The sequence below is a fragment of the Rhizobium albus genome (assembly GCA_030160035.1).
Classification (GTDB): Bacteria; Pseudomonadota; Alphaproteobacteria; order Rhizobiales; family Rhizobiaceae; genus Georhizobium; species Georhizobium albus.
In genome coordinates, this window is record BSNO01000004.1 from 724,550 (window position 1) to 748,339 (window position 23,790).

At 63.1% G+C, this 23,790-nt stretch carries 21 protein-coding genes and 1 tRNA gene; 12 read left to right on the forward strand and 10 right to left on the reverse strand.

Translation table 11 applies throughout. The features are described from left to right. Positions 1-142 precede the first annotated feature (142 nt). From QQL76_RS18765 to QQL76_RS18780, 4 genes are all read right to left on the reverse strand, one after another. Complete coding sequence (locus QQL76_RS18765; protein ID WP_499208919.1) at positions 143-883, reverse strand: rhomboid family intramembrane serine protease; 741 nt, start codon at positions 881-883, stop codon at positions 143-145. A 28-nt stretch (positions 884-911) separates the two neighbouring features. After that, positions 912-1,481, reverse strand: a complete 570-nt coding sequence (locus QQL76_RS18770) for a cob(I)yrinic acid a,c-diamide adenosyltransferase (protein WP_499208987.1) — start codon at positions 1,479-1,481, stop codon at positions 912-914. A gap of 30 nt (positions 1,482-1,511) precedes the next feature. Then, on the reverse strand, positions 1,512-1,709 hold the full coding sequence (locus QQL76_RS18775) for a twin transmembrane helix small protein (RefSeq protein ID WP_126012334.1): 198 nt from the start codon (positions 1,707-1,709) through the stop codon (positions 1,512-1,514). Between the two features lie 109 nt (positions 1,710-1,818). After that, a complete protein-coding gene (locus QQL76_RS18780; RefSeq protein ID WP_499208920.1) occupies positions 1,819-2,655 on the reverse strand; it encodes a Rossmann-fold NAD(P)-binding domain-containing protein in 837 nt (278 codons plus the stop codon). Between the two features lie 81 nt (positions 2,656-2,736). Between QQL76_RS18780 and QQL76_RS18785 the strand changes: the two genes are divergently transcribed. Then, positions 2,737-3,585: a YihY/virulence factor BrkB family protein gene (locus tag QQL76_RS18785; protein ID WP_499208988.1), complete on the forward strand. Its 849-nt coding sequence runs from the start codon at positions 2,737-2,739 to the stop codon at positions 3,583-3,585. Positions 3,586-3,692: 107 nt separating this feature from the next. Continuing rightward, positions 3,693-3,989 (forward strand): hypothetical protein, encoded by a 297-nt coding sequence (locus tag QQL76_RS18790; RefSeq protein WP_499208921.1) that lies wholly within the window; start codon positions 3,693-3,695, stop codon positions 3,987-3,989. On the opposite strand, the gene gluQRS is transcribed toward QQL76_RS18790, so the two are convergent. Beyond that, a complete protein-coding gene (gluQRS, locus tag QQL76_RS18795; protein WP_499208922.1) occupies positions 3,986-4,876 on the reverse strand; it encodes a glutamyl-Q tRNA(Asp) synthetase in 891 nt (296 codons plus the stop codon). The two genes, QQL76_RS18790 and gluQRS, sit on opposite strands and share 4 nt — an antisense overlap. Before the next feature lie 126 nt (positions 4,877-5,002). On the opposite strand from gluQRS, the gene QQL76_RS18800 reads away from it, so the two are divergent. Then, positions 5,003-5,650, forward strand: a complete 648-nt coding sequence (locus QQL76_RS18800) for a DNA-3-methyladenine glycosylase family protein (RefSeq protein WP_499208923.1) — start codon at positions 5,003-5,005, stop codon at positions 5,648-5,650. A 109-nt stretch (positions 5,651-5,759) separates the two neighbouring features. Then, positions 5,760-6,317, forward strand: coding sequence for an HNH endonuclease (locus QQL76_RS18805; RefSeq protein WP_126012317.1), 558 nt, complete (start codon positions 5,760-5,762; stop codon positions 6,315-6,317). 21 nt (positions 6,318-6,338) lie between these two features. Here the strand turns inward: QQL76_RS18805 and QQL76_RS18810 are convergent, their stop codons facing one another. Continuing rightward, positions 6,339-8,465 (reverse strand): DUF294 nucleotidyltransferase-like domain-containing protein, encoded by a 2,127-nt coding sequence (locus QQL76_RS18810; RefSeq protein WP_499208924.1) that lies wholly within the window; start codon positions 8,463-8,465, stop codon positions 6,339-6,341. Between the two features lie 148 nt (positions 8,466-8,613). Beyond that, entirely contained in the window at positions 8,614-9,138 is a 525-nt protein-coding gene (locus QQL76_RS18815; protein ID WP_499208925.1) for a disulfide bond formation protein B, read from the reverse strand. 175 nt (positions 9,139-9,313) lie between these two features. Between QQL76_RS18815 and QQL76_RS18820 the strand changes: the two genes are divergently transcribed. The 3 genes from QQL76_RS18820 (at position 9,314) to QQL76_RS18830 (ending at position 13,924) form a co-directional block, all read left to right on the forward strand. Then, positions 9,314-9,398, forward strand: a tRNA-Leu gene (locus QQL76_RS18820). Positions 9,399-9,541: 143 nt separating this feature from the next. Next, positions 9,542-12,208: a bifunctional diguanylate cyclase/phosphodiesterase gene (locus QQL76_RS18825; RefSeq protein WP_499208926.1), complete on the forward strand. Its 2,667-nt coding sequence runs from the start codon at positions 9,542-9,544 to the stop codon at positions 12,206-12,208. A 69-nt stretch (positions 12,209-12,277) separates the two neighbouring features. Then, positions 12,278-13,924, forward strand: a complete 1,647-nt coding sequence (locus QQL76_RS18830; protein WP_499208927.1) for an acyl-CoA synthetase family protein — start codon at positions 12,278-12,280, stop codon at positions 13,922-13,924. Positions 13,925-13,933: 9 nt separating this feature from the next. Here QQL76_RS18830 and QQL76_RS18835 read toward each other — a convergent pair whose 3' ends face one another. The 3 genes from QQL76_RS18835 to secA form a co-directional block, all read right to left on the reverse strand. Continuing rightward, the gene (locus QQL76_RS18835; RefSeq protein WP_499208928.1) at positions 13,934-15,226 is read right to left on the reverse strand and encodes a GNAT family N-acetyltransferase; all 1,293 of its coding nucleotides are present in this window, start codon (positions 15,224-15,226) and stop codon (positions 13,934-13,936) included. Further along, complete coding sequence (locus tag QQL76_RS18840) at positions 15,226-16,638, reverse strand: lipopolysaccharide biosynthesis protein (protein WP_499208929.1); 1,413 nt, start codon at positions 16,636-16,638, stop codon at positions 15,226-15,228. Before QQL76_RS18840 ends, QQL76_RS18835 begins: the two co-directional genes overlap by 1 nt. A 162-nt stretch (positions 16,639-16,800) precedes the next feature. Further along, a complete protein-coding gene (gene secA / locus QQL76_RS18845; RefSeq protein WP_499208930.1) occupies positions 16,801-19,518 on the reverse strand; it encodes a preprotein translocase subunit SecA in 2,718 nt (905 codons plus the stop codon). 249 nt (positions 19,519-19,767) lie between these two features. On the opposite strand from secA, the gene QQL76_RS18850 reads away from it, so the two are divergent. From QQL76_RS18850 to QQL76_RS18870, 5 genes are all read left to right on the forward strand, one after another. After that, positions 19,768-20,736 (forward strand): peptidylprolyl isomerase, encoded by a 969-nt coding sequence (locus QQL76_RS18850; RefSeq protein ID WP_499208931.1) that lies wholly within the window; start codon positions 19,768-19,770, stop codon positions 20,734-20,736. A 92-nt stretch (positions 20,737-20,828) separates the two neighbouring features. Continuing rightward, positions 20,829-22,061 carry a bifunctional ornithine acetyltransferase/N-acetylglutamate synthase gene (gene argJ / locus QQL76_RS18855; protein WP_499208932.1) on the forward strand — a complete coding sequence of 411 codons (1,233 nt, stop codon included), beginning with the start codon at positions 20,829-20,831 and terminating at the stop codon, positions 22,059-22,061. After that, positions 22,042-22,818 (forward strand): GNAT family N-acetyltransferase, encoded by a 777-nt coding sequence (locus QQL76_RS18860; RefSeq protein ID WP_499208933.1) that lies wholly within the window; start codon positions 22,042-22,044, stop codon positions 22,816-22,818. The genes argJ and QQL76_RS18860 overlap by 20 nt, the downstream gene beginning before the upstream one ends. Then, positions 22,811-23,251, forward strand: coding sequence for an 8-oxo-dGTP diphosphatase MutT (gene mutT / locus QQL76_RS18865; protein WP_499208989.1), 441 nt, complete (start codon positions 22,811-22,813; stop codon positions 23,249-23,251). The genes QQL76_RS18860 and mutT overlap by 8 nt, the downstream gene beginning before the upstream one ends. A 216-nt stretch (positions 23,252-23,467) precedes the next feature. Further along, complete coding sequence (locus QQL76_RS18870; RefSeq protein WP_126012292.1) at positions 23,468-23,779, forward strand: hypothetical protein; 312 nt, start codon at positions 23,468-23,470, stop codon at positions 23,777-23,779. Positions 23,780-23,790: the final 11 nt, after the last annotated feature.

Sequence of the window (23,790 nt, forward strand, 5' to 3'; positions counted from 1 at the left end):
TTCGACGCGGACAGGCTGTTTATCAGCGCATTGTCACCGACAGGCGCCCGATTTGCGACATGCATACGCCAATCGCCGGGGATTTCAATCGCAGCCGGTGCCGCTCGACTGGGTCGAGCACTAGCTTACGCTTACGTAAAAGTCAAACGTCGCGGCGGATGGCGGGCACCACCGTCACGGCGCGTGGCCGCACGATCCGGCGGTCGAAAAGCGGCACGTCGCGCCGCTTCATCAGGGGCAACAGCACCAGCCCGGCGATGATGCCACCTGCATGTGCGGCCCAGGAAACTTCGCCACCGATATCGATGACGAGCATGCCGAACTGGTAGGCGATCCACGCGATGAGCGCCAAATAGGCAGGGACGGGCACGGGAATGCGGCCGAAGACGAGGACCCAGAGTCTGACGCGCGGATGAAGCAGGAGATAGGCGGCCACCACGCCCGAGGCGGCACCGGACGCGCCGATCAACGGCACCTCGGAAAAGGGATAGAGAAACCCGTGCGCCATCGCAGCGGCGGCAGCGCAGACGAGGTAGAAGAGGAGGAAGCGCACATGCCCCATCGCATCCTCGACATTGTCGCCGAACACCCAGAGAAAGGCCATGTTGCCCGCAAGGTGCAGAAGACCGCCATGCAGGAAGGCATAGGTGATGTAGGTTGCAGCGTCGGGCACGATGGCCAGCGCCGGCGCAAGATCGAGATGGCCGTTGGCCACTGCGGGAATGTAGCCGAGACCGTAGACCGTCGCGAGCACCGCTTCGCTGTCGAGCCCGTCCATCGCCGTCGTGAGATAGATGATGACGTTGGCGGCGATCAGTCCGAGGGTGACCACCTGCAGCCGGATGTGCCGAAGATCGTTGGCGTCGTGGATCGGAACGAACATCGCCACTCCCGATGGCTGGTTTCAGGCGTCAGCGGTTCTTGCCTGGAACCCACAGAACGTCGCCTGCGCCATTGTCGTTGGCATGGCGTGCTGCGACGAACAGGAAATCCGAGACGCGGTTGATGTAGCGCAGCGCTTCGGGATTGATCGTCTCCCTGGCCGCAAGCGTCACCATCGCCCGTTCTGCGCGGCGTGCAATCGTGCGCGCAAGGTGGAGGTGGGTGGCGAGCGGGGAGCCGGCCGGCAGCACAAAGGATTTCAACGGCTCGAGATCCGCATTCAGCCGATCGATTTCCGTTTCCAGCCAGTCGACCTGGGCTGCAACGATGCGCAGAGGCTCGTAGTCCAGTTTCTCGTCAGTATGGGGCGTGGCGAGGTCGGCGCCGAGATCGAAGAAGTCGTTCTGGATGCGCGAGAGCACCGCATCGAGTTCGCTCCCCTGCGTGTGGAGCCGCGCCATCCCGATCGTGCAATTGGCCTCGTCGACGGTGCCGAACGCTTCAATGCGGGCGTCGTCCTTGGCGCGCCGATCACCGCTGACAAGGCCGGTGCTGCCGTCGTCTCCGGTGCGCGTGTAGATCTTGTTCAGTCGAACCATCATTCGTCCCCCCGCATTCTCGCTGCGCGATCAGCGCCCGCCATTCGTCAGCAACAGCGTCACCACGATGAGAACGATCGCGATGAACTGCAGGAGAATGCGCATCTGCATCAGCTTGTTCGACGTGACGCCATCGCCGCCCCGCATCATGTGAAACAAGCCGCGCACGAGCACGACCGCGACGGCGGCCATGACGATGATGGCGAGGGCGTAAGTGATGTTTTCCATATCAGGTTACTTCTTGCGCTGTGGCGTATGAGAACACCACACATAGGACGTTGCGCCTGCTTTGCCACATTCCATCCGCTCACGGAAAGTGTGTCGCAATGACGCCATGTCAGGGCTCCTGCCGGGCCAGCATGTTGTAGAAGAAGCCTGCCGGCAAAATGCGCTTCATCGCGACGCCGAGCTTGGCCGGACGTGTGACCGCATAATGCGGCCGTGGTTTCGGAGAATTCAGCGCGTGGGTCAGAACGGCATGCACGGCATCCGGGCCGAGCTTGTTCTTGGACTTGACCCCACCTTGGCGCAGGCGGGCAAGCTGTTTTTCATACGCGGGGCGATGAACCGAGTTCTCGATGTCGATGTATTTATCCACGTAGCGCAGCGCGTTGATCGCGATCTTCGATTCGATCGGGCCCGGCTCGATCAGGCTGACATGGATGCCGGAGCCCGTCAGTTCCATGCGCATGGTGAGACTGAGCGCCTCGATCGCATGTTTCGATGCATTGTATGCCCCACGGTAAGGCATCGGAACCAGGCCGAGGATGGAAGAGCACTGCACAATGCGGCCATGTCCCTGTGCGCGCATGACCGGCACGATGCGCCGCGTGAGATCGTGCCACCCGAAGACATTCGCCTCGAACTGCTCGCGCAATGCTTCGACCGGCAGGTCTTCCACCGCGCCGGGCTGGCTATAGGCGCCATTGTTGAAGACCGCGTCGAGCGTGCCACCTGTCGCAGCCATGACGGTCTCGAAAAGCGTCGCGATCGAGGTCGCGTCGCGGTAGTCCAGTTGAAAGGCCTCGATCCCTTCGGCTGCAAGTGCCGCAAGGTCGGCGTCGGTGCGGGCAGTGGCCAGCACGCGCCAGCCCTCAGCCTTCAAGGCCCGTGCGCAATAGGCGCCGATGCCCGATGAGCATCCGGTTAAGAGAATGGAACGTATTTGTGTCATGCTTGATGCACCGCTTGATGAGATGGGCGCGGAACGGTGCGCATTGCCGAACCGCCTGGGCTGAAGTGCGACTTTACGAGAATGGGCGTCTACAAGAAGACCTACCGGATAGCGCTCGACGCCTTCAACCACTTCAATGACGAAGATGGCTGGGCGATGGCGAGCCATGTCGCGCTCTCGACGATCATGGCGATCTTTCCCTTCATGATCTTCGGAACGGCGCTGGCCAGCTATCTTGGCGCCGATGCGTTTTCCGAGACAGCCGTGCATCTCATCTTCGACACCTGGCCGCAGACGGTCGCTGAGCCGATCGCGCGCGAAGTCGAGAATGTGCTGACGCAGGATCGTTTCGACCTTCTGACGATCGGTGTGCTTGCGGCGGCGTTCTTTGCTTCCAACGGTGTTGAAGCGTTGCGCATCTCGCTGAACCGTGCCTATCGGGTCGCCGATCGGCGGCCCTGGTATCTGACGCGAGCGCAGAGCCTTGGCTTCGTCTTCATCGCATCCTTCGTCTTCATGGCGATCAGCTTCCTGCTCGTCCTCGCCCCGCTCGCCGTGCGTCTGGCGCGCGAATGGCTGCCCTGGATGGATGCGACGACGTCGATGATCGACAATTGGCGCATCGTGGTGGCGGTTTCCGTCCTCATCATCGGTCTTGCGATCTCGCATCTCTGGCTGCCCGCCGGCCGCCGCAAGCTTGCGGAAGTTCTGCCGGGCGTCGGGCTCACCATCATCTGCTGGCTGGTGGCTGCCAGCCTCTTCGCGTCCTACCTGCAGCGTTTTGCGACCTACGTGTCGACCTATGCGGGCCTCGCCTCCATCGTGATCGCGCTGTTCTTCCTCTACATCGTGGCGGCGATCTTCATCCTCGGCGCCGAAGTGAATGCCGCGATCCTGCGCTACCGTCAGATCCACAAGGACGATGTGTAATTTGCGGATGGCCGCTAGGACGCCGTTTACCCAATCTCGACATCCCCATCGCGCCCACCAACGCTCAGTGGTAATTTAGCAAAGGGTGAACTGTTGGAGGTGCGAGCATGACGCTCGGGGATCTTTCAATTGAATGGTCCACCATCTTTGCGATCCTCGCTCTGATGGGTGGATTTCTGGTCGGGCAGGCGATGGACGCCGTCATGGGCCGGCAGGGGTTTGGTGCCCTCGGCAACATGATCGTGCTCGCCGCCGGGTTCTATCTCGGCCTGATGGCCTATGAAGCGATGCGCATGCCGATGGATGCAACGGAAATTCGATTTGCTGCCGGCATCGCGGGCGGCTTCGGATCGCTGTTCTTCCTGGCGGTGGTGAAGCGCATTCTCATGCGCATGGATTTCTAGCCAAACCCGAGATCGCTGCGAATGGTGATGGGATCGATGCCTGCATCGCGCAAGGCGGCAACGCCTTCGTCACCCTTGCTCTTCGAGAGCTTCGTTCCGTCGTCACCGAGGATGAGCCGGTGATGGTGGTAGCGCGGCGCCGGCAGTGAGAGTAGGTGCTGCAACAGCCGGTGGATCGCCGTAGCAAAAAAGAGATCCCGGCCGCGCACCACGTCGGTGACGCCCTGCAGCGCATCGTCGACCACCACGGACAGATGATAACTGGTCGGCGTGTCCCGGCGCGCCAGCATCACATCGCCCCAGGCACCCGGATCGGCGACGATGATCCCGTGCTCGCCCGAGGGGCCTTGGCCGCTTTCCACCCAACTGAGGTCCGGACCCACTACGGCGAGCGCAGCCGCCATATCGAGCCGCCACGCGAAAGGCACACCTGCGGCGATCCGGGCTTCGCGTTCGGAGGCGGAGAGGTGACGATCTAGGGCAGGATAGATCGGTGCGCCGTCCGGATCGCGCGGCCATGGCTTGCCGGTCGCACGCTCCTGGTCGCTGATCCACGCCCGGATATCGCCACGGCTCAGGAAGGCGGGATAGGCGAGGCCTCGACCAATCAGTTGATCGAGCGCCTGCCGGTAGTCGCCGAAGTGCTCCGATTGGCGGCGATGCGGCGTGAAGTCCAGGCCGAGCCAGGCGAGATCGGCGATCATCTGCGCTTCGAGCGCCGGCGTGCAGCGTGTCTGGTCAATATCCTCGATGCGCAGCAGCAACCGGCCATCGGTTTCCCGCGCCAGCTTCTCGTTCAGCAGCGCCGAATAGGCATGGCCGAGATGCAGCGCACCGTTGGGGCTCGGCGCGAAGCGGAAGACGGGACTGGACGGCGCAGCGCTCATGATTGGTTCCGCGGCGGATGATCTGCTAGAGCGTTCCCGGGTGAAGTGGATACCGGTTCACGGTCGGGAAAGCGATAAGTCGGAGCGATGTCCCGTGCCATCTGTCCCGGACCGAGGTCAACGTCCATGCAGCCCATCGCGACACAGGAGCAGATCGAGGCGGGCTTGGCGGAACTCGCCCGTGCCGACCCGCGCCTGCGCCCGGTGATCGAGAAGGCGGGCCCCGTGCCGCTGCGCCTTCAGCCTTCAGGCTATGCGGGGCTTGCCGGCATCGTCGTGTCGCAGATGGTGTCGCGCGCGAGTGCCGACGCCATCCATGCGCGTCTCCTGTCCAGGCTGGGTGAGATCACCCCGGCCGGAGTTCTTTCACTTGAGGAAGCCGATTTCCGTCAGATTGGCCTCTCGCGCGCCAAGCAGGCGGCATTGCTGGGTGTGGCCCGGGCCGTGGCCGAAGAAGCGATCGATCTGGACGCGGTGCGACATCTTCCGGCCGAACAGGCGATCGCCGACCTGACGGCACTTCCGGGGATCGGCCCGTGGACCGCAGAAGTCTATCTGCTCTTTTGCGGTGGTCATCCAGACATCTTTCCGGCCGGCGATGTGGCGCTGCAAGCGGCTGCCGCCCATGCCTTTTCCCTCGCCACGCGTCCAACCGCACGGGACCTGCGTATACTTGCAGAGAAATGGTCGCCTTTCAGGGGGATCGCCGCCAGACTTTTGTGGGCCTATTATGGAACGGTGATCCGCCGTACGGTGGCTCCGGTGGGAAGCTGAGGATAAGGCTTGGCAACAAAGGTGCCCGGACTTCGCCATAGCTTCACATTCCTGCAACATGGTGCCTAATATATGTGACGCAGCGTACGAATCGGTCAGGAGCAGCTACTTGACGATTGCAGTTTCACCGGAGTCCTTACCGGCGCTTGTATTGAACGCCGACTTCCGGCCCTTGAGTTATTATCCGCTTTCCTTGTGGTCCTGGCAGGACGCGATCAAGGCGGTGTTTCTCGACCGCGTGAACATCGTGGCCGAATACGAGCACGCGGTGTCCTCACCGAGTTTCTCGATGAAGATCCCGAGTGTCGTCTGCTTGAAAAGCTACATCAAGCCGTCCCGACACCCGGCCTTTACACGGTTCAACGTCTTCCTGCGCGATCGCTTCGAATGCCAATATTGCGGCTCGCCCGACGATTTGACCTTCGATCACGTCATCCCGCGCCGCTGCGGTGGTCAGACGACATGGGAAAACGTCGTCGCAGCCTGTTCGCCCTGCAATCTCAAGAAGGGCGGGCAGATGCCGCGCGAAGCGCAGATGTTCCCGCGCCAGACGCCGTTCCAGCCATCCGTGCACGATCTTCACAACAATGGCCGGCTCTTCCCGCCGAACCATTTGCATGAGAGCTGGATGGATTATCTCTACTGGGATGTCGAACTGCAGCCTTGAGCCGGCTGCGTCGCCACAATGTCAGCGGGGCTGGGCAGTGACCAGCCCGCGGAAGAGATTGGGCACGCTCTCCACTAGCTTGAGGGCTGCCTTCAGCCGCGCTGTTTGAGACGGTGTGAGGCGGTCGACCGCGACCTTGTTCGAAACGGGTATGCCTTCCGCAAGATCCCGCGACTGCTGGGCAAGCATCAGCCCGAGAATGAACCGGTGCGCATCGAGCAGCGCCGTCAGCTGTTCCTCCGAGCCGATACCGCGGGCCATCAACCCCTCCAGGCGCAATTCGGTACGGCGGTGGCGGATGTCGTGGCGGATGGCCAGCGCCCGTGCGAGCGTCACGATCGGGAAAAGCCCGTGCTTCTTGAGATCGATCCGGCCATCGATCGTCTTCAGCCGTCCGAACATCCCGAAAACCGGCGTGAATTCGCCGAGCCGGTCGCCGAGGAGCTTGGCGAAGGGCCGGTGGTCATGGGCGGAGGTCAGCGCGTCGTCCAGCAGCCGCGCGGCAAGCGGCTGGGTTCCGTGAACCGCCCGCATGTCGAAGAAAATATCGACATTGAGCAGATCTTCCGGCTCGGAGCGTGCGATCCAGTGCGCGATCCGTCGGTGCCAGGTGGCGAGCGATCCGCGCCATTGCGGGTTCTTGGCCATGACGCCGCCCTTGCAATAGACGATGCCGGCCGTATCGAGCGTCTTGGCGACCCGCTCGCCCAGTTCGGCGAACCACTCGTCTTCCGGGCCAACCGGTTCGCCCTGCTGATAGACGATGGCGTTGTCCTGGTCGGCCGCAAGCAGGCTTTCACCCCGGCCGCCTGATCCAAGCACCAGAAAAGCATAGGATGTGGGAGGAGCGCCGCGCCCCTCCGCCAGCATCTGCGCTTCGGCCATGACGGCCGCGCGCCGCGTGACGATACGAAGCTCCTCCGAAACGATGCCGGCGAGGATGCGCGGGTCGATGTCTTCGGCAAGCAGGCGGTTGGTGACGCCGGGCAGCATCGCCCAGGCCTTTGCGATATCGGCGGCGTTTTTCGCCGCCTCGATCGCATCGTCGAGCCGGATGGCCGCACTGCCGCGCAACTTCAGAAGATCGCGCGCCGAAATGATGCCCGTCAGCCGGTCTTCCTGATTGCGCACGGCCAGATGCCGGATCTGCTGCCGCTCCATGCGGCCGATGGCGCGGTAGACGAAGGATTCCTCGGCGACTGAAATCAGCGGCCGCGTGGCGATGGTATCGATGGGCATCTCGAGCGCCGCCGAGCCATGGGTGACGACGAGGCGGAGCATGTCGCGCTCGGTGACGATGCCGTATTCCTGCACGGTACCGCCGGGCTTGCCTTCGGGCGAAACGAGGACTGAACTGATCTTGCGCTCGGCCATCAGCTTCATGGCACGATCCACCCGCTGATCGCCGGCAATGATGACAAGCTCGGCGGACGCGATCTGGCCGACCCGGTGCCGGTAGGCGTAGGGGTCGACCGCCGCGAGTGAGGGGTGGTCTCCCGGTTCCAGCACCGGCCGCGTCCAGCCTGCGCGATCATGCGACGTCATCTGCTCGTTGAGGCCGAGACTTGCCCGTTCCGCCTCGGCAAGCGTGCGGACGCCGAGATCGGCAAGCCTGGGCAAAAGAGCGATGAAGATGGCCGCAGCCGCCCGTGCATCACCCATCGCGCTGTGGCGTCCGACGATCTCGACGCCAAGCCAGGTGGCGATCGTCTCCAGGGCATGGTCCGGCAGATTGGGATTGGCAAAGGCCGCCAGCGTGCGCACGCAAAGCGATCGGGGCCGGCGCCAGGTCAGGCCGGTGCGGCTCGCCTCCTTGGCCATGATGGCGAGATCGAACCCGATCGAATAGCCGATGATCGGCCGCTCGCTGCGGAAGGATTCCAGATGGCCGAGCGCGACGGCGAACACCGGCGCATCCTTGACCATGCTGTCGCTGATGCCGTGGATCGCGCTCGAGCCTGAAGGGATCGCCATGCGCGGATCCACCAGGCTTTCATAACGGTCGTCTTCTACGATCGCACCACCCGATACGCCGATGGCGGCCATCTGCACGATGCGAGCGACCTTCGTATCGAGGCCGGTGGTCTCGCTGTCGAACACGATGGCATCAAGCGCCTTGAGCGGCGTTGCACCGGTTGCTGCCTTCATCGGTCTTGCCTTCAACCTGTCACCGGTAGAGCCTTAGAGCGTTTCCAGGTGAAGTGGATACCGGTTCACCGTCCGGAAACGCGCAAAATCAGATACTTAGAGCAATTGAGCGATTCAGCGAAATTGCTCTAAGTCTTTGCCTCGGCATTCACCGCGCCGGCGCGAATGCTCCTTTGAGAGCAATGACAAGAAGCCCGATGCTGGCGATGACGTTCCAGCCCGCGAAGGAGAGGCCGAGAACCCGCAAGGCCGCATCGGCGCAGGATGGGGGGCGCAGCGCGTTGAGATCATTGAGCAGGCTGCCCGCATCGGTGCTGACCGCGCCGCCGCCGCACGCCGCCGGGCCTTCCCACCAACCCCATTCGACGCCGGAATGGTAGGCGCCGAGCCCGGCGCCATAGGCCATCAGCGCGGCAGCGATCAGGAACAGGGCCCGGGTCACCATCGCCGGCCAGCGCATCGTCGCCGACAAGAGAGCAAGCAGCGCGACGGGAATGCCCACATAGTAGGGCGTGCGCTGCTGCAGGCAGAGCGCACAAGGAATGTAGCCGCCGATGTGCTCGAAGGCGAGGGCACCGCCGACGACGAGCGCCATGCCGATGGCGAGCGCTGCCGCCAATGCGGTGCGTCGATCCCGCGCTATGGGCCTGTCGAGTGAAATTCTGTCTGCCATGTCATGCCGATCCGCATCGTTGATTGCAGCCTTCTACCATGTCGTCTGCGGGAAAACGAAGTGCCATCGACGCCGCAGGCCAGCCCACGGAACGGATCGAAATCACCTTTCAAGGCCTCGAATTAAGGCTGGACTGACTGCGTCGCTCGTGGCAGATATCGCCTCGTCACGCGATGCGGGTGTGGTGGAATTGGTAGACGCGCCGGACTCAAAATCCGGTTCCGAAAGGAGTGTCGGTTCGACCCCGACCACCCGCACCATCGATCGATCCAGGCTTTGGACGACCCGACACGTGGCCAGTTCTCCCAGCTTCGACGTTTCAAAGTGTTAAGCTCTCGCCTCTAGTGTCGACCCATCGGGGGACATCCAACGCGGGGTGTCCGGGCATTCGCGGGACAGGATCATGGGGGCTTGGAGAGCGGTCGGCTACCGTTTCAAATCCAGTCAGTTCGCCGCAATCGTTGCGCTTGCGGTGCTGATTGCGGCCGGCGTCTATGCCGAACACCAGAACAACGTCGTCTTCATGCAGAAGCAGCGTGCCGAGGTCGCCGAGCGGCTTTCGGTGGTTCGCGCAAAGCTCGAAGGTGGCATCAATGCCAATACCCAGCTGGTGCGCGGCCTCGTCGCGGTCATCACCAGCGAACCCGACATGGACCAGGCGCGCTTCGAGCGACTGGCCGGCGAACTGATCGACGACAATTCGCAGGTGCGCAACATCGCTGCCGCGCCCGACCTCGTCATTACGCTGATGCATCCCGTGCAAGGCAATGAGAAAGCCATCGGCCTCGATTACCGCACGCTACCTGCCCAGCGCGATGCCGCGTTGCGCGCCCGCGACACCGGCGGCCTCGTTCTCGCCGGTCCGGTCGATCTCGTTCAGGGCGGACAGGGTCTCATCGGCCGCTACCCGGTGTTCGTCCAGGACGACAATGGGCGTCGGCGCTTTTGGGGGATCGTTGCTGCGGTTCTGGACCTTCAGGCGCTCTACGCGGCCAGCGGCCTGACGGCAGACCTTCCGATCGACATCGCCATCCGCGGCAAGGACGGGCTTGGCGACCGGGGCGAACTTTTCTACGGAGACGCCCAGATCCTGGCGCAGCAGCCCGAAACGATGTCGGTTGTACTGCCGACCGGGCAATGGGTGCTGTCAGCCGTTCCGAACGATGGCTGGGCGACCATGCCGCCGAACACCTGGCTCATCCGCGCGATATTTGCGACAGCCTCGATCCTCATCGTGGTGCCGATCGTGATGTCGGGCCGCCTCGTCGACGAGCGCCAGCGTCACATCCAGGAGATGCGGCGACGCGAGGAGGAGATGGAGCGTCTGTCCCACCGCCTCGAACTAGCGCTCGACGCCTCCAAGATCGGCATTTGGGAGATCGACGCGAAGACGGGCGAGCTCTACTGGGACGACCGGATGAAGGAGCTCTATGGCATCCGGCCGGAAGACGACATCAACGATTTCGAGCGCTGGCTCGACTGCATCCATCCCGACGATCTGGAGCAGGCAACGGCAGCGTTCCGACGCGTGCTCGATGGCGGCGAGCGGTACGAATCCGAGTTCCGCTCGGGGCAATCCGTCAGCTATTGCCGCCACATCCGGGCGATCGGCTCGGCCTATATCCACTCCAATGGCGGCCGGCGCATCGTCGGCGTCAACTGGGACGTTTCGGCCGATCTGGAGTTGAATGCCCGCCTGAAGCTCGCCCGTGATCTCGCCGAAGCGCGCACCGCAGCGCTCGAAGAGGCCAAGGCGCAGATGGAGCACAACGCCAACCACGATCCGCTGACGGGACTGCCGAACCGGCGCTATCTCGACCGCATCCTGAGCGAGGGCGGCGATGGTGGGCGCCTGCCATCGGCCCTGATCCATCTGGACCTCGATCGTTTCAAGCAGATCAACGACACGCTCGGACATGCGGCAGGTGACGAGACCCTGCGCCACGCGGCCGGCATCCTCAGGGCGAATGTCCGCGAGCAGGATTTCGTCGCCCGCATCGGCGGCGATGAATTCGTGATCGTGACCATGGGTCCGACGAGCGCCGCATGTCTTGCAGCCCTGGCGATGTCGATCATCGAGGCGATGCGGCAGCCATTCCTGTACCAGTCGCAGGACTGCCGCGCCGGAGTGAGCGCCGGTATCGCACTGGCGGCACCCGGCGATCGGAACGGGCGTCAACTGCTCGTCAATGCCGATATTGCGCTTTACGAAGCCAAGAGCCGCGGCCGCAACCGCTATGAATTCTTCACCGAAGCGCTGCAGACGGCCGTCATCGCCGGCAAGAAGACAGCCGACGAGATCCTGCGTGGCCTGGAGCGCGACGAATTCGTGGCCTGGTATCAGCCCCAGTTCGACGCGACGTCGCTCGCCGTGGTCGGTGCAGAGGTTCTCGTGCGCTGGCAGCATCCGGAGCGCGGCATTCTTCCGCCGGCTGCTTTCCTCGACACTGCCGAAGATATCAACGTCATGGCTGCGATCGACCAGCGGGTGCTCGATCAGGCGATGTTCCAGCTGGTGCGCTGGCGCGCGCTGGACATCGCGGTGCCACGCATCTCGGTCAATGTCTCATCGGCCCGCCTGCATGACGAGAGCCTGATCGGCGGGCTGAAGCAACTGAGCTTCAAGCCTGGCGATCTGTCCTTCGAGTTGCTGGAATCGACGTTCCTGGACGACGGCAAGGACATCGTCGCGAAGAACATCGCTGGCTTGAAGGACCTCGGCATCGATATCGAGATCGACGACTTCGGCACGGGCTACGCCTCCATCGTCAGCCTCGTCAATCTCCAGCCGAAACGCTTCAAGATCGACCGCCAGCTGATCATGCCGATCACGAAGTCCGAGACCGCCCGCAATCTCGTTTCGTCGATGATCGATATCGGTCGCTCGCTGCAGATCGAGGTCGTGGCGGAAGGCGTGGAGACCATGGAGCACGTGTCGATCTTGCGCAGGCTCGGCTGCAGTTCGCTGCAGGGCTACGTGTTCGCGCGCCCCATGTCCGGGGATGATCTGTCGGCCTATCTCGCCGCCTATCAGCGCGAGGGCAATGCGGAGGCGATGGGCGCGGCGTGAATCACGCCCTTGCCATCCGCCACCGTTGAGCGTTTAAGCTGCTGCCCAAAATTAAGGCGGACAACTGAAATGCTCGACGAGAGCCAAACCTACGAAGAGGCCGTGTCCGGCTTCGAATGGCACGTGCCGGATGATTTCAACATTGCCGAATATGTCTCCGCACGGTGGGCGCGCAGCGAGCCGGAGCGGGTCTGCCTCCAGCATTTCGATCTCGGCGGCAACCATGCCTCGCTGACCTATGCCGAACTCGATGCCCGGGCATCGGCGCTGGCACGGGCACTGAAGGCCGAGGGCGTTTCTCGCGGCGACCGCGTCGCAATTCTTCTCCCGCAAAGCTTCGAGACCGCGATCGCCCATGTCGCGATCTACAAGATGGCGGCCATTGCCGTGCCGCTTGCGCTGTTGTTCGGGCAGGATGCGCTCAGCTATCGGTTGGCCGCCTGCGGTGCGCGCGCGATCGTGACGAACGCGATGGGGGTCGAGAAGCTTCAGCCGCTACGCGACGCCTTGCCCGACCTCAAGACCGCGATCGTCGCCGGCGATGCGGTGGAAAGCCCGGCGCTCGGCTTCGACGCACTTGTGCAGACGCATCGCAACGGACCGCCGATCGAAGAGCCGACGACCGGCGACACGCCGGCGCTGATGGTCTTCACCTCCGGCACGACCGGGCCGCCCAAGGGGGCGCTGCACGGCCACCGCGTCCTCATCGGGCATCTGCCCGGGGTACAGATGCACCATGAGTTCCTGCCTCAGCCCGGCGACAAGCTGTGGACCCCGGCCGACTGGGCATGGGCAGGCGGGCTTCTCAACGTGCTTCTGCCGGGACTCTATTTCGGCGTTCCGGTGGTGGCGACACCTGCGCAGAAATTCGATCCCGATCTCGCCTTCCGCATCATGGCGGAGCTTGACGTGCGCAACGCCTTCATTCCGCCGACAGCGCTCAGAATGCTCCGGAGCGTCGTGCGTCCGGCCGAAAAGTATAGCCTGAACCTCAGGACCATCGGCTCGGGTGGTGAATCGCTCGGCCGCGAAACCTTCGAATGGGGACGGCGCGAACTCGGTGTGACGATCAATGAATTCTACGGTCAGACCGAGTGCAATCTCGTGCTCGCATCCTGCGCCAAAATCGGCGTTTCGCGCTCCGGCGCGATCGGCAAGACCGTGCCGGGACACTCAGTCGCCGTCATTGATGCGGACGGCGTGCCCTGTGCGCCCGGCACGCCCGGGCAGATTGCGATCAAGCGGCCGGACCCGGTCATGTTCCTCGGCTACTGGAACGACGAGGCGGCGACCAGGCGCAAGTTCATCGGCGACTGGATGACGACGGGCGACCAGGGCGTGATGAGCGAAGACGGCTATGTCGAGTTCTTCGGCCGCGACGACGACGTCATCACATCGGCCGGCTATCGCATCGGCCCAGGCGAGGTCGAGGATTGCCTCCACGCACACGAGGCCATCGCCTTGGCCGCAGCCGTCGGCAAGCCGGACCCTATCCGCACCGAAGCGGTGAAAGCCTATGTCGTCCTGAAACCGGGATTTCAGGCATCGGAGACGCTTGCGAGCGAGATCACCGCCTGGGTGAAGACGAGGCTATCGGCCCATGAATACCCACGCGAGGTCGCGTTCGTCGACAGCCTGCCGCTGACGACGACAGGCAAGGTCATCCGGCGCGAATTGCGCCAAAGAGCGATCGAGGAAGCAGCAGCCGGCGTCTGACCGGCAGGCTCAGTTCTTCGCCGCGGACTTCCGGCGGGCGAGCGCGCGCACGCGTTCGCGCAGGATGCGCGCGACGTTGCGGGTGTTCCGGTAGAGGTGGAGCTGACGCGCGACTTGGCGGACCTGACGGTCTGCCTTTCCGTCAAGCCCGATGATCATCGTGGCCATGCGCTCGCGCTCTTCCCAGAGCCGGCTGGCAATCGGATGGTCAGGCACCGCGCAGGAATCCGTCATCTGGATGTTCGGGTCGTCGAGGTGCTGTTCGGTCAGCTTCCAGAAGAGAAGCTTGCCCGGCGAGGATGCGGCGAACCTTTCGTCATAGGCGGTCTTCCAGGTGAAGGCCTGGCCGGCGATCACGAACACGACCATCACCGCAATGGCCCGCCCATCGAATTCCAGAACATGGATGCGGGCATTGTCGTTTTCGGCCTGGTTGGTCACGGCCTCGCGGGCAAAAGCCGCGCGGTAGCGATCCGACACCATCGCGCTTCGTCGCTGGCCCTTCCAGCCGCTTGCTTCGAGTGCGAGAAACTGTTCCAGCCCGATGCGCACATCGAGCGGTTGGCGCGCGACCTTGTGCACGAGCGTGCCCTGGGCTGCGAGATGGCGCCATTGCCGACGCATCTCCTTCAGGTGACGTCCGCGGATGGCGCCGCGCAGATAGCGCTCCGGCTCTTCGCTCGACCGCAGCACCGGGCGTTCCACCGCTTCGGTCGTTTCCACCGTCAAACCGCGCGCCAGAGCGACGGCGCGCAGCAGTTCTGCCGCCGGCCCATCGATGCGCATGTCCGGCAGAACCAGCACATTCGGCATCTGAGTGTCATCGCCGGCCAACGCTTCCAGAAAATTATCGAGCGTTTCTGCTGCACCTTCGGCATCGACCAGTGGCGTGCCGAGGGGACCGAATGGATGCGACCAGGCGCGAATGATCGAGGGGCCGACTGAAAAGCCAGGACGCTCGATCGAAAACGGCATGACCATGCGCAGCCGGCTGCGCCCCGGCGCCTCGTCCCGAATGAGCAGCAGACGCACCTGGCGATCGTCGAGGCGCGGCATGGCCGGCGCAAGGAACCGACCGGTGAAGAACACGTTCGGCTCGATCATCCGATTGGCCAGAAAATCGAGCTCGGTCTGCAGATCGTAGCCAGCACGCGCGGGATAGACGCACATCTGGCGGCCGGGACGTCCGATATCGAACGCCAGTTCCGGCGGTGGGCGCGTGATCGGCGTTTCTGCCAGGGCGTCGATCAGCGTTGCGGCTTGCCCGCCGATGTCGCCTTCGAAAAACGGATTGGATGCCATCAGCCGGGATCCTCTTCATGCGTGTGCCGGCGGGGCGCGAAGACGAACATCGCGATGCCGATCCGGTGGCGGACGACAAGGAACAATAGGATGGCCTCGACCGTCATCGCGGTCGCCGTGGCCGCAGCAGCACCCTGCAGCCCGTAATGCGGAATGAGCGATACCGACAGGCAGAGATGGGTGATCAAGACCAGCAGATAGATGAAGGCGCAGATCATCTGGTGCCCAGCCATCGTCAGCAGCACTTCGCCCGGGCCAATCATGGCTTTGGCAAGGATGCCGGCGAACAGGATCGCCATCAGCAGCTCGCCATCGGCGAAGCCTGGTCCGAAAAGCGAGAGCAGAAACGGTCCGGCAAGCAGGATCGTGGCGCCGAGCGCGAGTGAGGGCCAGAATGTCCAGGCGGCCGTGCGTGCTGCGAAATTCGCGATGCCGGCAGTGTCCCCGGCGCTGACCAGCTGTGAAAAGCGCGGCGAAGCGCCAGCCTTAACCGCGTAATAGACGAAGTGAACGAGCGCCATGGTCTTAGCCGCCGCAAAATACACCGCGACCTGATCCGGGGAGACGAAGAATCCGACGATGATGACGTCGGAATTCGTCAGCAGGAAATAAAAGCCCTCGATGAAGAAGATCGGCAGGGCGACGACGAACCAGCGGCGGAAGGTGATGCTCTTGGTCGGCGAGGCGAAGCTGCGCCGCACCCGCATGGTCACGGCCAGATACTGGCCGATCGTCGTCAGATAGGTGGCAAGCAGCGCGGCGCTCAAGGCGGTGACCGCCGTTGCCTCGTAGCCGAGCGATATCGCCGCTACCATCAGGATGATGATGAGCGTGGGGCGCAAGAGGAACGTCGCGCCATGGCCGAAGAAGGGCCAGTTGTTCGCGCGCGCCGTTCCGTCGAGCACGTCGCCAAGCGCGATCATCGGCAGCGTGAAGGCTGCCAGATAGAATGGGACGAGGTAGTAGGCATCGACGCGCTCACCGAAAACGGCAAGGCCGGTGAGCCCGAGTGCCGCGATCAGCGTGGCCGACCCGACGGCGAAACGGCGGGCGGTCTGGGTCAACCCGAGGATCTCCGCATGCGCCTTCTGGTCCCGATAGCCGGGCAGAAAGCGAATGATCGCCGTATGGAAGCCGAAGCACGACAGATTGCCGAAGATGACGGCAATCGCCCAGACGAACACGAAGATGCCGTACTGGAACTCGCCCATGAAGCGCGCGAGGATGATCTGCGACGAAAACGCGATGGCGGCGCTCAACACTCGGATCGCGAAAGCGACGAGCGCCATGTATTCCGCAGCCGCCTGGTCGTCGCGCCGCGATATGATCGCCTCCGCACGATCCAGCGCTGGCGCAAGCCGCGCTGTCACGCGCGGCGGCAGCCATTTCTCGGCACTGGTGATGACGGTCATGCCAATCGCGGATCCGGTGACGTTTCTGGTCAGCCTTTTCCATCGCATGCGACACGTTAAAGATCGGTTTTGCCGACGCTGTCGGATTGCTTGGATGTGGCCGAAAAGGAAACGGCGCACCCAAGGATGCGCCGTTCAGAAAGGTCAGGTTTTCCGCAAGGATCAGGCGACGGTCGCCTGTGCAAACGCGCCGTGGCAGTGCTTGAATTTCTTGCCGGAACCGCAAGGGCAGGGCTCGTTGCGCGCGACCTTGCCCCAGCTCTGTGGATCCTCGGGGTTGCGGTTTTCCGGCGGCACGTAGCCGAGGTCGTCGCCGCCGAATTCGTCTTCTCCGGTCGTCGCATCGACGTGGCGGGCACGTCCTTCCGGGACCTGTGGCGTCTCCCGCGGTTCTTCCCGGCGGATCTCGACGCGCATCATTTGCGACGTCACGGCCTGGCGCAGATTGCCGAGCAGTGCCTGGAAGAGCTCAAAAGCTTCCTGCTTGTATTCCTGCAACGGATCCCGCTGGGCATAGCCGCGGAAGCCGATGACCGAGCGCAGATGATCGAGATTGACGAGATGCTCGCGCCAAAGATGATCGAGCGTCTGCAGCACGATCGATTTCTCGACATAGCGCATGACATCGACACCGAAGCGCTCCGTGCGCTCGGCCGCTGCCTTGTCGGCCGCTTCGATCAGGCGCTCGCGGATGTCGTCTTCCGCGATGCCTTCTTCGGCGGCCCAAGCGTCAACGGGCAGGTCGAGATTGAGGTGCTTGCGCACGTCTTCCTTGAGCGCTGCCGTATCCCACTGTTCCGCATAGGCGTTTTCGGGAATGTACTTGTTGACGAGATCGTCGATCACGTCGTGGCGCATGTCCGTGATCGTTTCTTCGACGTCGGTCGCGTCCATCAGTTCCAGACGCTGCTCGAAGATGACCTTGCGCTGGTCATTCATCACGTCGTCGTATTTCAGCAAGTTCTTGCGGATGTCGAAGTTGCGCGCCTCGACCTTCTTCTGCGCCCGCTCCAGCGCCTTGTTGATCCAGGGATGGACGATCGCCTCGCCCTCCTGCAGGCCGAGCTTGGTCAGCATGCCTTCCATTCGGTCGGAGCCGAAAATGCGCATGAGATCGTCTTGCAGCGACAGGTAGAACTTGGAACGCCCGGGGTCGCCCTGGCGTCCGGAACGGCCGCGCAGCTGGTTGTCGATGCGGCGGCTTTCGTGACGTTCGGTCGCCAGCACGTAGAGGCCGCCGGCTGCGAGGGCTTCTTCCTTGAGCTTCGCGACTTCGGCCTTGATCTCTTCTTCGCGGCGGGTCCTATCCGGCCCTTCCGGCATGTCGGCAAGCTCGTGCTGGATGCGCATGTCCAGATTGCCGCCGAGCTGGATGTCGGTACCGCGACCGGCCATGTTGGTGGCGATCGTGACGGCGCCCGGCTTGCCAGCCTGCGAAACGATATAAGCTTCCTGCTCGTGATAGCGGGCGTTCAGAACCTGGAAGTCCTTCAGCCCTTCCTTCTTCAGGAGCTCGGCGAGCAGTTCCGACTTCTCGATCGACGTCGTGCCGACGAGAACCGGCTGGCCCCGCTCACGCGCCGCCTTGATCTCGGTCACGATCGCCTGGAACTTTTCCTCGAAGGTCCGGTAGACCTCGTCGTCTTCGTCGAGACGCTGAATGGGCAGGTTCGTCGGCACCTCGATGACCGACAGGCCGTAGATGTTGGCGAATTCCTCGGCTTCGGTATTGGCCGTGCCCGTCATGCCGCCAAGCTTGGAATACATGCGGAAGTAGTTCTGGAAGGTGATCGAGGCCAGCGTCTGGTTCTCGGGGTGGATCTTCACCTTTTCCTTGGCTTCCAGCGCCTGGTGCTGGCCTTCCGAATAGCGGCGGCCGGGCATCATGCGGCCGGTGAACTCGTCGATGATGACGACTTCGCCGTTGCGGACGATGTAGTCCTTGTCGCGCTGGAACAGCTTGTGGGCCTTCAGCGCATTGTTCAAGTGGTGGACGATCGAGACGTTCTCGATGTCGTAGAGACCGGCGCCCTTCAGCAGGCCGGCTTCGGCAAGCACCTGTTCCAGCTTTTCGGTGCCGGCTTCGGTGAAGGTGACGGAGCGCTGCTTCTCGTCGAGCTCGAAATCCTCGTCCGTCAGCTGCGGAATGAACGCGTCGATCTGTGCGTAGAGGTCGGAGCGGTCGTCGAGCGGACCGGAAATGATGAGAGGCGTGCGGGCCTCGTCGATCAGGATGGAGTCAACTTCGTCGACGATCGCAAAATTGTGGCCGCGCTGGACCATCTGCTTGCGATCATACTTCATGTTGTCGCGCAGATAGTCGAAGCCGAGCTCGTTGTTGGTCGCGTAGGTGATGTCGCAGGCATAGGCCTCGCGGCGCTGGTCGTCGTTCATGTCATGGACGATGACGCCCACGCTCAAGCCCAGGAAGCGGTAGAGCCTGCCCATCCACTCGGAGTCGCGACGCGCCAGATAATCGTTGACAGTGACGACATGCACGCCCTTGCCGGACAGCGCATTGAGATAGGTCGGCAAGGTCGCAACCAGCGTCTTGCCTTCACCGGTCTTCATTTCGGCGATGGCGCGCTCGTGAAGGATCATGCCGCCGATCAGCTGTACGTCGAACGGGCGCATGCCAAGCGCGCGGCGCGCACCCTCTCGGGCTACCGCAAAAGCCGGGACGAGGATGTCGTCGAGCGTCTTGCCGTTGGCGAGTTCCTGCCTGAGGCTATCGGTGCGGCCGCGCAGTTCCTCGTCGGACAGAGCCTTGAGCCCATCTTCGAGGGCGTTGATCTGATCGACCCGCCCTTGAAATCCCTTGACCCGACGATCGCTGGAGGAGCCGAAAAGTTTGCGGGCAAGGCCGCCGAAGCTGACCATGAATATGGTCCTTTCCGTTGTGTTCTTAGGCGGCGTCTTAGACGGCCGGCGGGTCCGAAGCAGTGAGGTTCCTGGGCATAGCGACAGGCACGGCTTCTCCCGGCGGGAACTGGACGCGCGGTTTCGTGACAGATAAGAGGGGGGTCAATCGATGTCAACGGCGCCGCAACAGGCGGCCGCGCCTCAAAACGGTGCGTTTTCACGGCCAATGGACGATCAACAGATACCACAGGAAAGAGGCCTGGTTCAATGAAGCGTTATCTCTCACTCGCCCTTCTCGCGGCCCTGAGCGCCGGAACGGCACTGTCGTCGCCTGCCGCTTTTGCGCAGACCGAGGCTCCCGCCGTAGAGGGTGAGGCCGCAACTCCGGCAGCGGACACCGTCATCGCCACCGTCGGTGGTCAGGACATCTACGAATCCGAACTCGAATACGCGATGTCGGACCTCGACCCGCAGTTTGAACAGCTGCCGCCCGAGCAGCGCCGCGTTGCAGCGCTCGCCGCGCTGATCGACATCAAGCTTCTTGCGCGCCAGGCGGAAGAAGCCGGTCTGGGCGAAGGCGAAGAATTCCAGCGGCGGATCGATTTCCTGCGCGACCGCGCCCTGCACAATGCCTATTTCCAGGAAGAAATCCTGAACGGCATCACCGAAGAGCAGGTTCGCGCCCGCTATGATCAGGAAGTCGCGGCCATGGACCCGGCTGAAGAAGTCAACGCGCGCCACATTCTCGTCGAGAGCGAGGAAGAAGCAACTGCGTTGATCGAGCAGCTGGATGGCGGCGCTGATTTTGCAGAGCTCGCGACGGAGAATTCGACCGACGGCTCGGCTGCCAACGGTGGCGATCTCGGCTATTTCCAGCAGGGCCAGATGGTTCCGCCTTTCGAGGAAGCGGCTTTCGCTCTCGAGCCAGGCGCCTACACCGCCGAGCCGGTGCAGAGCCAGTTCGGCTGGCACGTGATCAAGGTCGAAGACCGTCGTGATGCAGAGCCGCCGGCATTCGAGCAGGTGGCGACCCAGGTCCGTCAGGTCGTCCTGCGCGAGCGTTACCTCGAAGTTCTCGAAGACGCCCGTGGCTCCGGCGACGTCGAGATCGCCGATCCGGCGCTTGCCGAAGCCTATGCAGCTGCCAACGCGCCGGCTGGCGAGCCCGCCGGCGGCGAAGAAGCACCGGCTACCGAAGAAGCACCGGCTACCGAAGAAGCACCGGCCGCTCAGTAAGGTTGGATCGTGAAGGAGCCCGTTGGCGCTGCTGCGCCCGCGGGCTCCTTCGCATGGTCCACGATTGAATTTCAGCATTCCGGACGGTTTCGATGACGACGACGATCTCGCCCCTGGCGCCCAAGGTCTATGCCGATTTGCCTCAAATCGCAGGTGTGAGGCTCGCCACCGCTGCGGCCGGCATCAAGTACCGTGACCGCACCGATGTGATGGTCATGGTGTTCGATCGTCCGGCGTCCGTCGCTGGCGTCTTCACGACATCGAAGTGCCCCTCCGCGCCGGTCGAGTTCTGCCGGCAGAACCTGTCCCACGGGACGGCCCGCATTCTGGTCGTCAATTCCGGCAACGCCAACGCCTTCACCGGCAAGAAGGGCCGCGAAGCAACCCGCCTTACCGCAAGTGCTGCAGTCGATGCCGTCGGCTGTGCCGAAACGGATGTCTATCTCGCCTCGACCGGCGTGATCGGCGAGCCGCTCGACGCGACGAAATTCGCCGGTGTGCTTGGGGATATGGCTCAGCGCGCAAACGCAGATGGATGGCTCGAAGCGGCCAAGGCCATCATGACCACCGATACCTATCCTAAGGTTGCGACGCGGACGGCCGAACTGGGCGGCGTGCTGGTCACGATCAACGGCATGGCGAAAGGCGCGGGCATGATCGCGCCGGACATGGCCACCATGCTTTCCTTTATTGCAACCGACGCGAACATCGCGCCGGCCGCTTTGCAAGCGATCCTCTCCGAGCATGTGGGCGCCACCTTCAATGCGGTGACGGTCGACAGCGACACCTCCACATCGGACACGCTGCTTGCTTTTGCAACTGGCGCCTCGGGCGGGACCCGGATCGAAACTGCGGACGATCCGCGGCTCGTCGACTTCAAGGAGGCGTTCCGCCAGCTCATGGCCGATCTCGCCCTGCAGGTAGTGCGTGATGGCGAAGGCGCGCGCAAGATGGTGGAGATCACCGTCGAAGGCGCCGAAACAGACGCTGCTGCCAAACGCATCGCCTTTTCCATCGCCAATTCGCCGTTGGTGAAAACGGCGATCGCCGGCGAAGACGCCAATTGGGGTCGCATCGTGATGGCTGTCGGCAAGGCCGGCGAACAGGCTGACCGGGACCGCCTCGCGATCTGGTTCGGCGATGTCCGCGTCGCCGTCGATGGCGAACGCGATCCTGCCTATTCGGAAGCCGCAGCCACGGCCGTCATGCGCCAGGAAGATGTTGCCATCCGGGTCGAACTCGGTATCGGCGAAGGGCGCGCAACCGTCTGGACCTGCGACCTCACCAAGGAGTATGTCGCGATCAATGGCGACTATCGCAGTTGAACCCGATCTGGCGACGGTGCGCAGGCTGGAGGCTGTCAGCTTCCGGGCCTGGCCTGCTGCGTCGGTGCGTTTTGATGGCGCCTGGCAGATCCGGCTGACCGCCGGACACCCGTCCAGGCGGCTGAACTCGGTCAATCCGCTTGACCCGTCCGATCACCGGAACATCGAGGCCCGCGTCTCGAATGCCGTCCGCCTCTTTGACGCTTATGGCCGTCCCGCAGTCTTTCGCCTGTCGCCGCTTTCTCCCGCAGTCCTGGATGACTATCTGGCCGCCAATGGCTGGCAAGAGGCAGGCGAAACGCTGGTGATGGCCGCGTCGATGGAGAGTATCGACCTCTCCGATGCGCTGGATCAGTTGCCGCTTCACGATGTCGGCCGATATGTGGATGCCTCTCTGGCGCTTCAGGATGTAGACCCCGGCCGCAAGGCAGGTTTGAGCGAAGTCTTGAACGCGATCCGACCTTCCAAGGGCATGTTCGTCGCAGAAGACACCGCCGGATCGCCGCTTTCCGCTTTGCTCTGCGTCCACGACAACGATCTTGCCGGATTGTTCGATGTCGCGACACGGCCCGATGATCGCCGTCGCGGCCATGCCCGAAGCCTGATCAAGAGCGCATTGCGCTGGGCGCGTCTGCGCGGCGCCCGCAGGGCGTTTCTGCAGGTCGAGGCCATCAATGATCCTGCTGTCTCACTCTATCGCTCGCTCGGCTTTCAGGAGGTCTACCGCTATGTTTACCGACAGCGCAGCCATGGGTGAGAAGGCTCTCGAAAGCTCTGAGCGTCCCGGGCGGCGCATGTTGCTCGTTTCCGCCTGCGCGCTCGTCGATGCGGACGGCCGCATCCTCATCGCGCAGCGGCCGGAAGGCAAAGCGCTCGCTGGCCTCTGGGAATTTCCCGGCGGCAAGGTCGAGCCCGGCGAGACACCGGAAGAAACGTTGATCCGCGAACTCGCGGAGGAACTGGGCATCGTCACGCAGGTTGCCTGCCTCGCACCCTTGACCTTCGCCAGCCACAGCTACGACGACTTTCACCTGCTGATGCCGCTCTACATTTGCAGGCGCTACGAAGGCATTGCCCGCGGTCTGGAAGGGCAGGCAGTCAAATGGGTTCGTGCCAAGGCACTGCGCGATTATCCGATGCCGCCTGCCGATGCGCCGCTGATCCCCACCCTGATCGATCTGCTCGGTTGAAGCCTCTGAATTGCGACAGCAATTAAGACAACGTGATCAATGTTGCCGCAATTGATGATCTCCGCCCTGTATCATTAATCAATCCTTTAGCCGCGTTCGCGAATATGCGCGTGAGCCGAGATGCCACATATGTGGTCAAACCTTGGTCGTCCGGCTGGATTGAGATAGACCTCGTCGTCGCAGATTCGTCGAAGACAGGCAGAACAGGGCAGATCGATGAGCAACAGCGAGTTTTGGCTTTCCGTCTCCACCGACGCTGACCGCAAGCACAAGCGCGCGGGTGTTGGCCCGGTCCGCGTCGCGCTTTTGTTCGGCACGGTTGCAGTCGCGATGGCGCTCCTGCTGCCGCCTGTTTTGGACGGTGGGGAACGGATGACGGCCTATAATCCGGGGATCGACACGATGGCGACGGGTTCCATCCCGAATGGCGATCGCGGCGTCAGGCAATACACGCTTCGGCGCAGCATTGCCCAGGAGCCCGGCTCGGTTTGTATTCTGCATTTCGGTGATACCGGCAGCCGTTGTTGAACAAATACATG

Coding starts and splice junctions, on each gene's coding strand:
- QQL76_RS18765 (WP_499208919.1), bottom strand. CDS start 883: ATGTTCGTTCCGATCCACGACGCCAACGATCTTCGGCACATCCGGCTG.
- QQL76_RS18770 (WP_499208987.1), bottom strand. CDS start 1,481: ATGGTTCGACTGAACAAGATCTACACGCGCACCGGAGACGACGGCAGC.
- QQL76_RS18775 (WP_126012334.1), bottom strand. CDS start 1,709: ATGGAAAACATCACTTACGCCCTCGCCATCATCGTCATGGCCGCCGTC.
- QQL76_RS18780 (WP_499208920.1), bottom strand. CDS start 2,655: ATGACACAAATACGTTCCATTCTCTTAACCGGATGCTCATCGGGCATC.
- QQL76_RS18785 (WP_499208988.1), top strand. CDS start 2,737: ATGGGCGTCTACAAGAAGACCTACCGGATAGCGCTCGACGCCTTCAAC.
- QQL76_RS18790 (WP_499208921.1), top strand. CDS start 3,693: ATGACGCTCGGGGATCTTTCAATTGAATGGTCCACCATCTTTGCGATC.
- gluQRS (WP_499208922.1), bottom strand. CDS start 4,876: ATGAGCGCTGCGCCGTCCAGTCCCGTCTTCCGCTTCGCGCCGAGCCCC.
- QQL76_RS18800 (WP_499208923.1), top strand. CDS start 5,003: ATGCAGCCCATCGCGACACAGGAGCAGATCGAGGCGGGCTTGGCGGAA.
- QQL76_RS18810 (WP_499208924.1), bottom strand. CDS start 8,465: ATGAAGGCAGCAACCGGTGCAACGCCGCTCAAGGCGCTTGATGCCATC.
- QQL76_RS18815 (WP_499208925.1), bottom strand. CDS start 9,138: ATGGCAGACAGAATTTCACTCGACAGGCCCATAGCGCGGGATCGACGC.
- QQL76_RS18825 (WP_499208926.1), top strand. CDS start 9,542: ATGGGGGCTTGGAGAGCGGTCGGCTACCGTTTCAAATCCAGTCAGTTC.
- QQL76_RS18830 (WP_499208927.1), top strand. CDS start 12,278: ATGCTCGACGAGAGCCAAACCTACGAAGAGGCCGTGTCCGGCTTCGAA.
- QQL76_RS18835 (WP_499208928.1), bottom strand. CDS start 15,226: ATGGCATCCAATCCGTTTTTCGAAGGCGACATCGGCGGGCAAGCCGCA.
- QQL76_RS18840 (WP_499208929.1), bottom strand. CDS start 16,638: ATGACCGTCATCACCAGTGCCGAGAAATGGCTGCCGCCGCGCGTGACA.
- secA (WP_499208930.1), bottom strand. CDS start 19,518: ATGGTCAGCTTCGGCGGCCTTGCCCGCAAACTTTTCGGCTCCTCCAGC.
- QQL76_RS18850 (WP_499208931.1), top strand. CDS start 19,768: ATGAAGCGTTATCTCTCACTCGCCCTTCTCGCGGCCCTGAGCGCCGGA.
- argJ (WP_499208932.1), top strand. CDS start 20,829: ATGACGACGACGATCTCGCCCCTGGCGCCCAAGGTCTATGCCGATTTG.
- QQL76_RS18860 (WP_499208933.1), top strand. CDS start 22,042: ATGGCGACTATCGCAGTTGAACCCGATCTGGCGACGGTGCGCAGGCTG.
- mutT (WP_499208989.1), top strand. CDS start 22,811: ATGGGTGAGAAGGCTCTCGAAAGCTCTGAGCGTCCCGGGCGGCGCATG.
- QQL76_RS18870 (WP_126012292.1), top strand. CDS start 23,468: ATGAGCAACAGCGAGTTTTGGCTTTCCGTCTCCACCGACGCTGACCGC.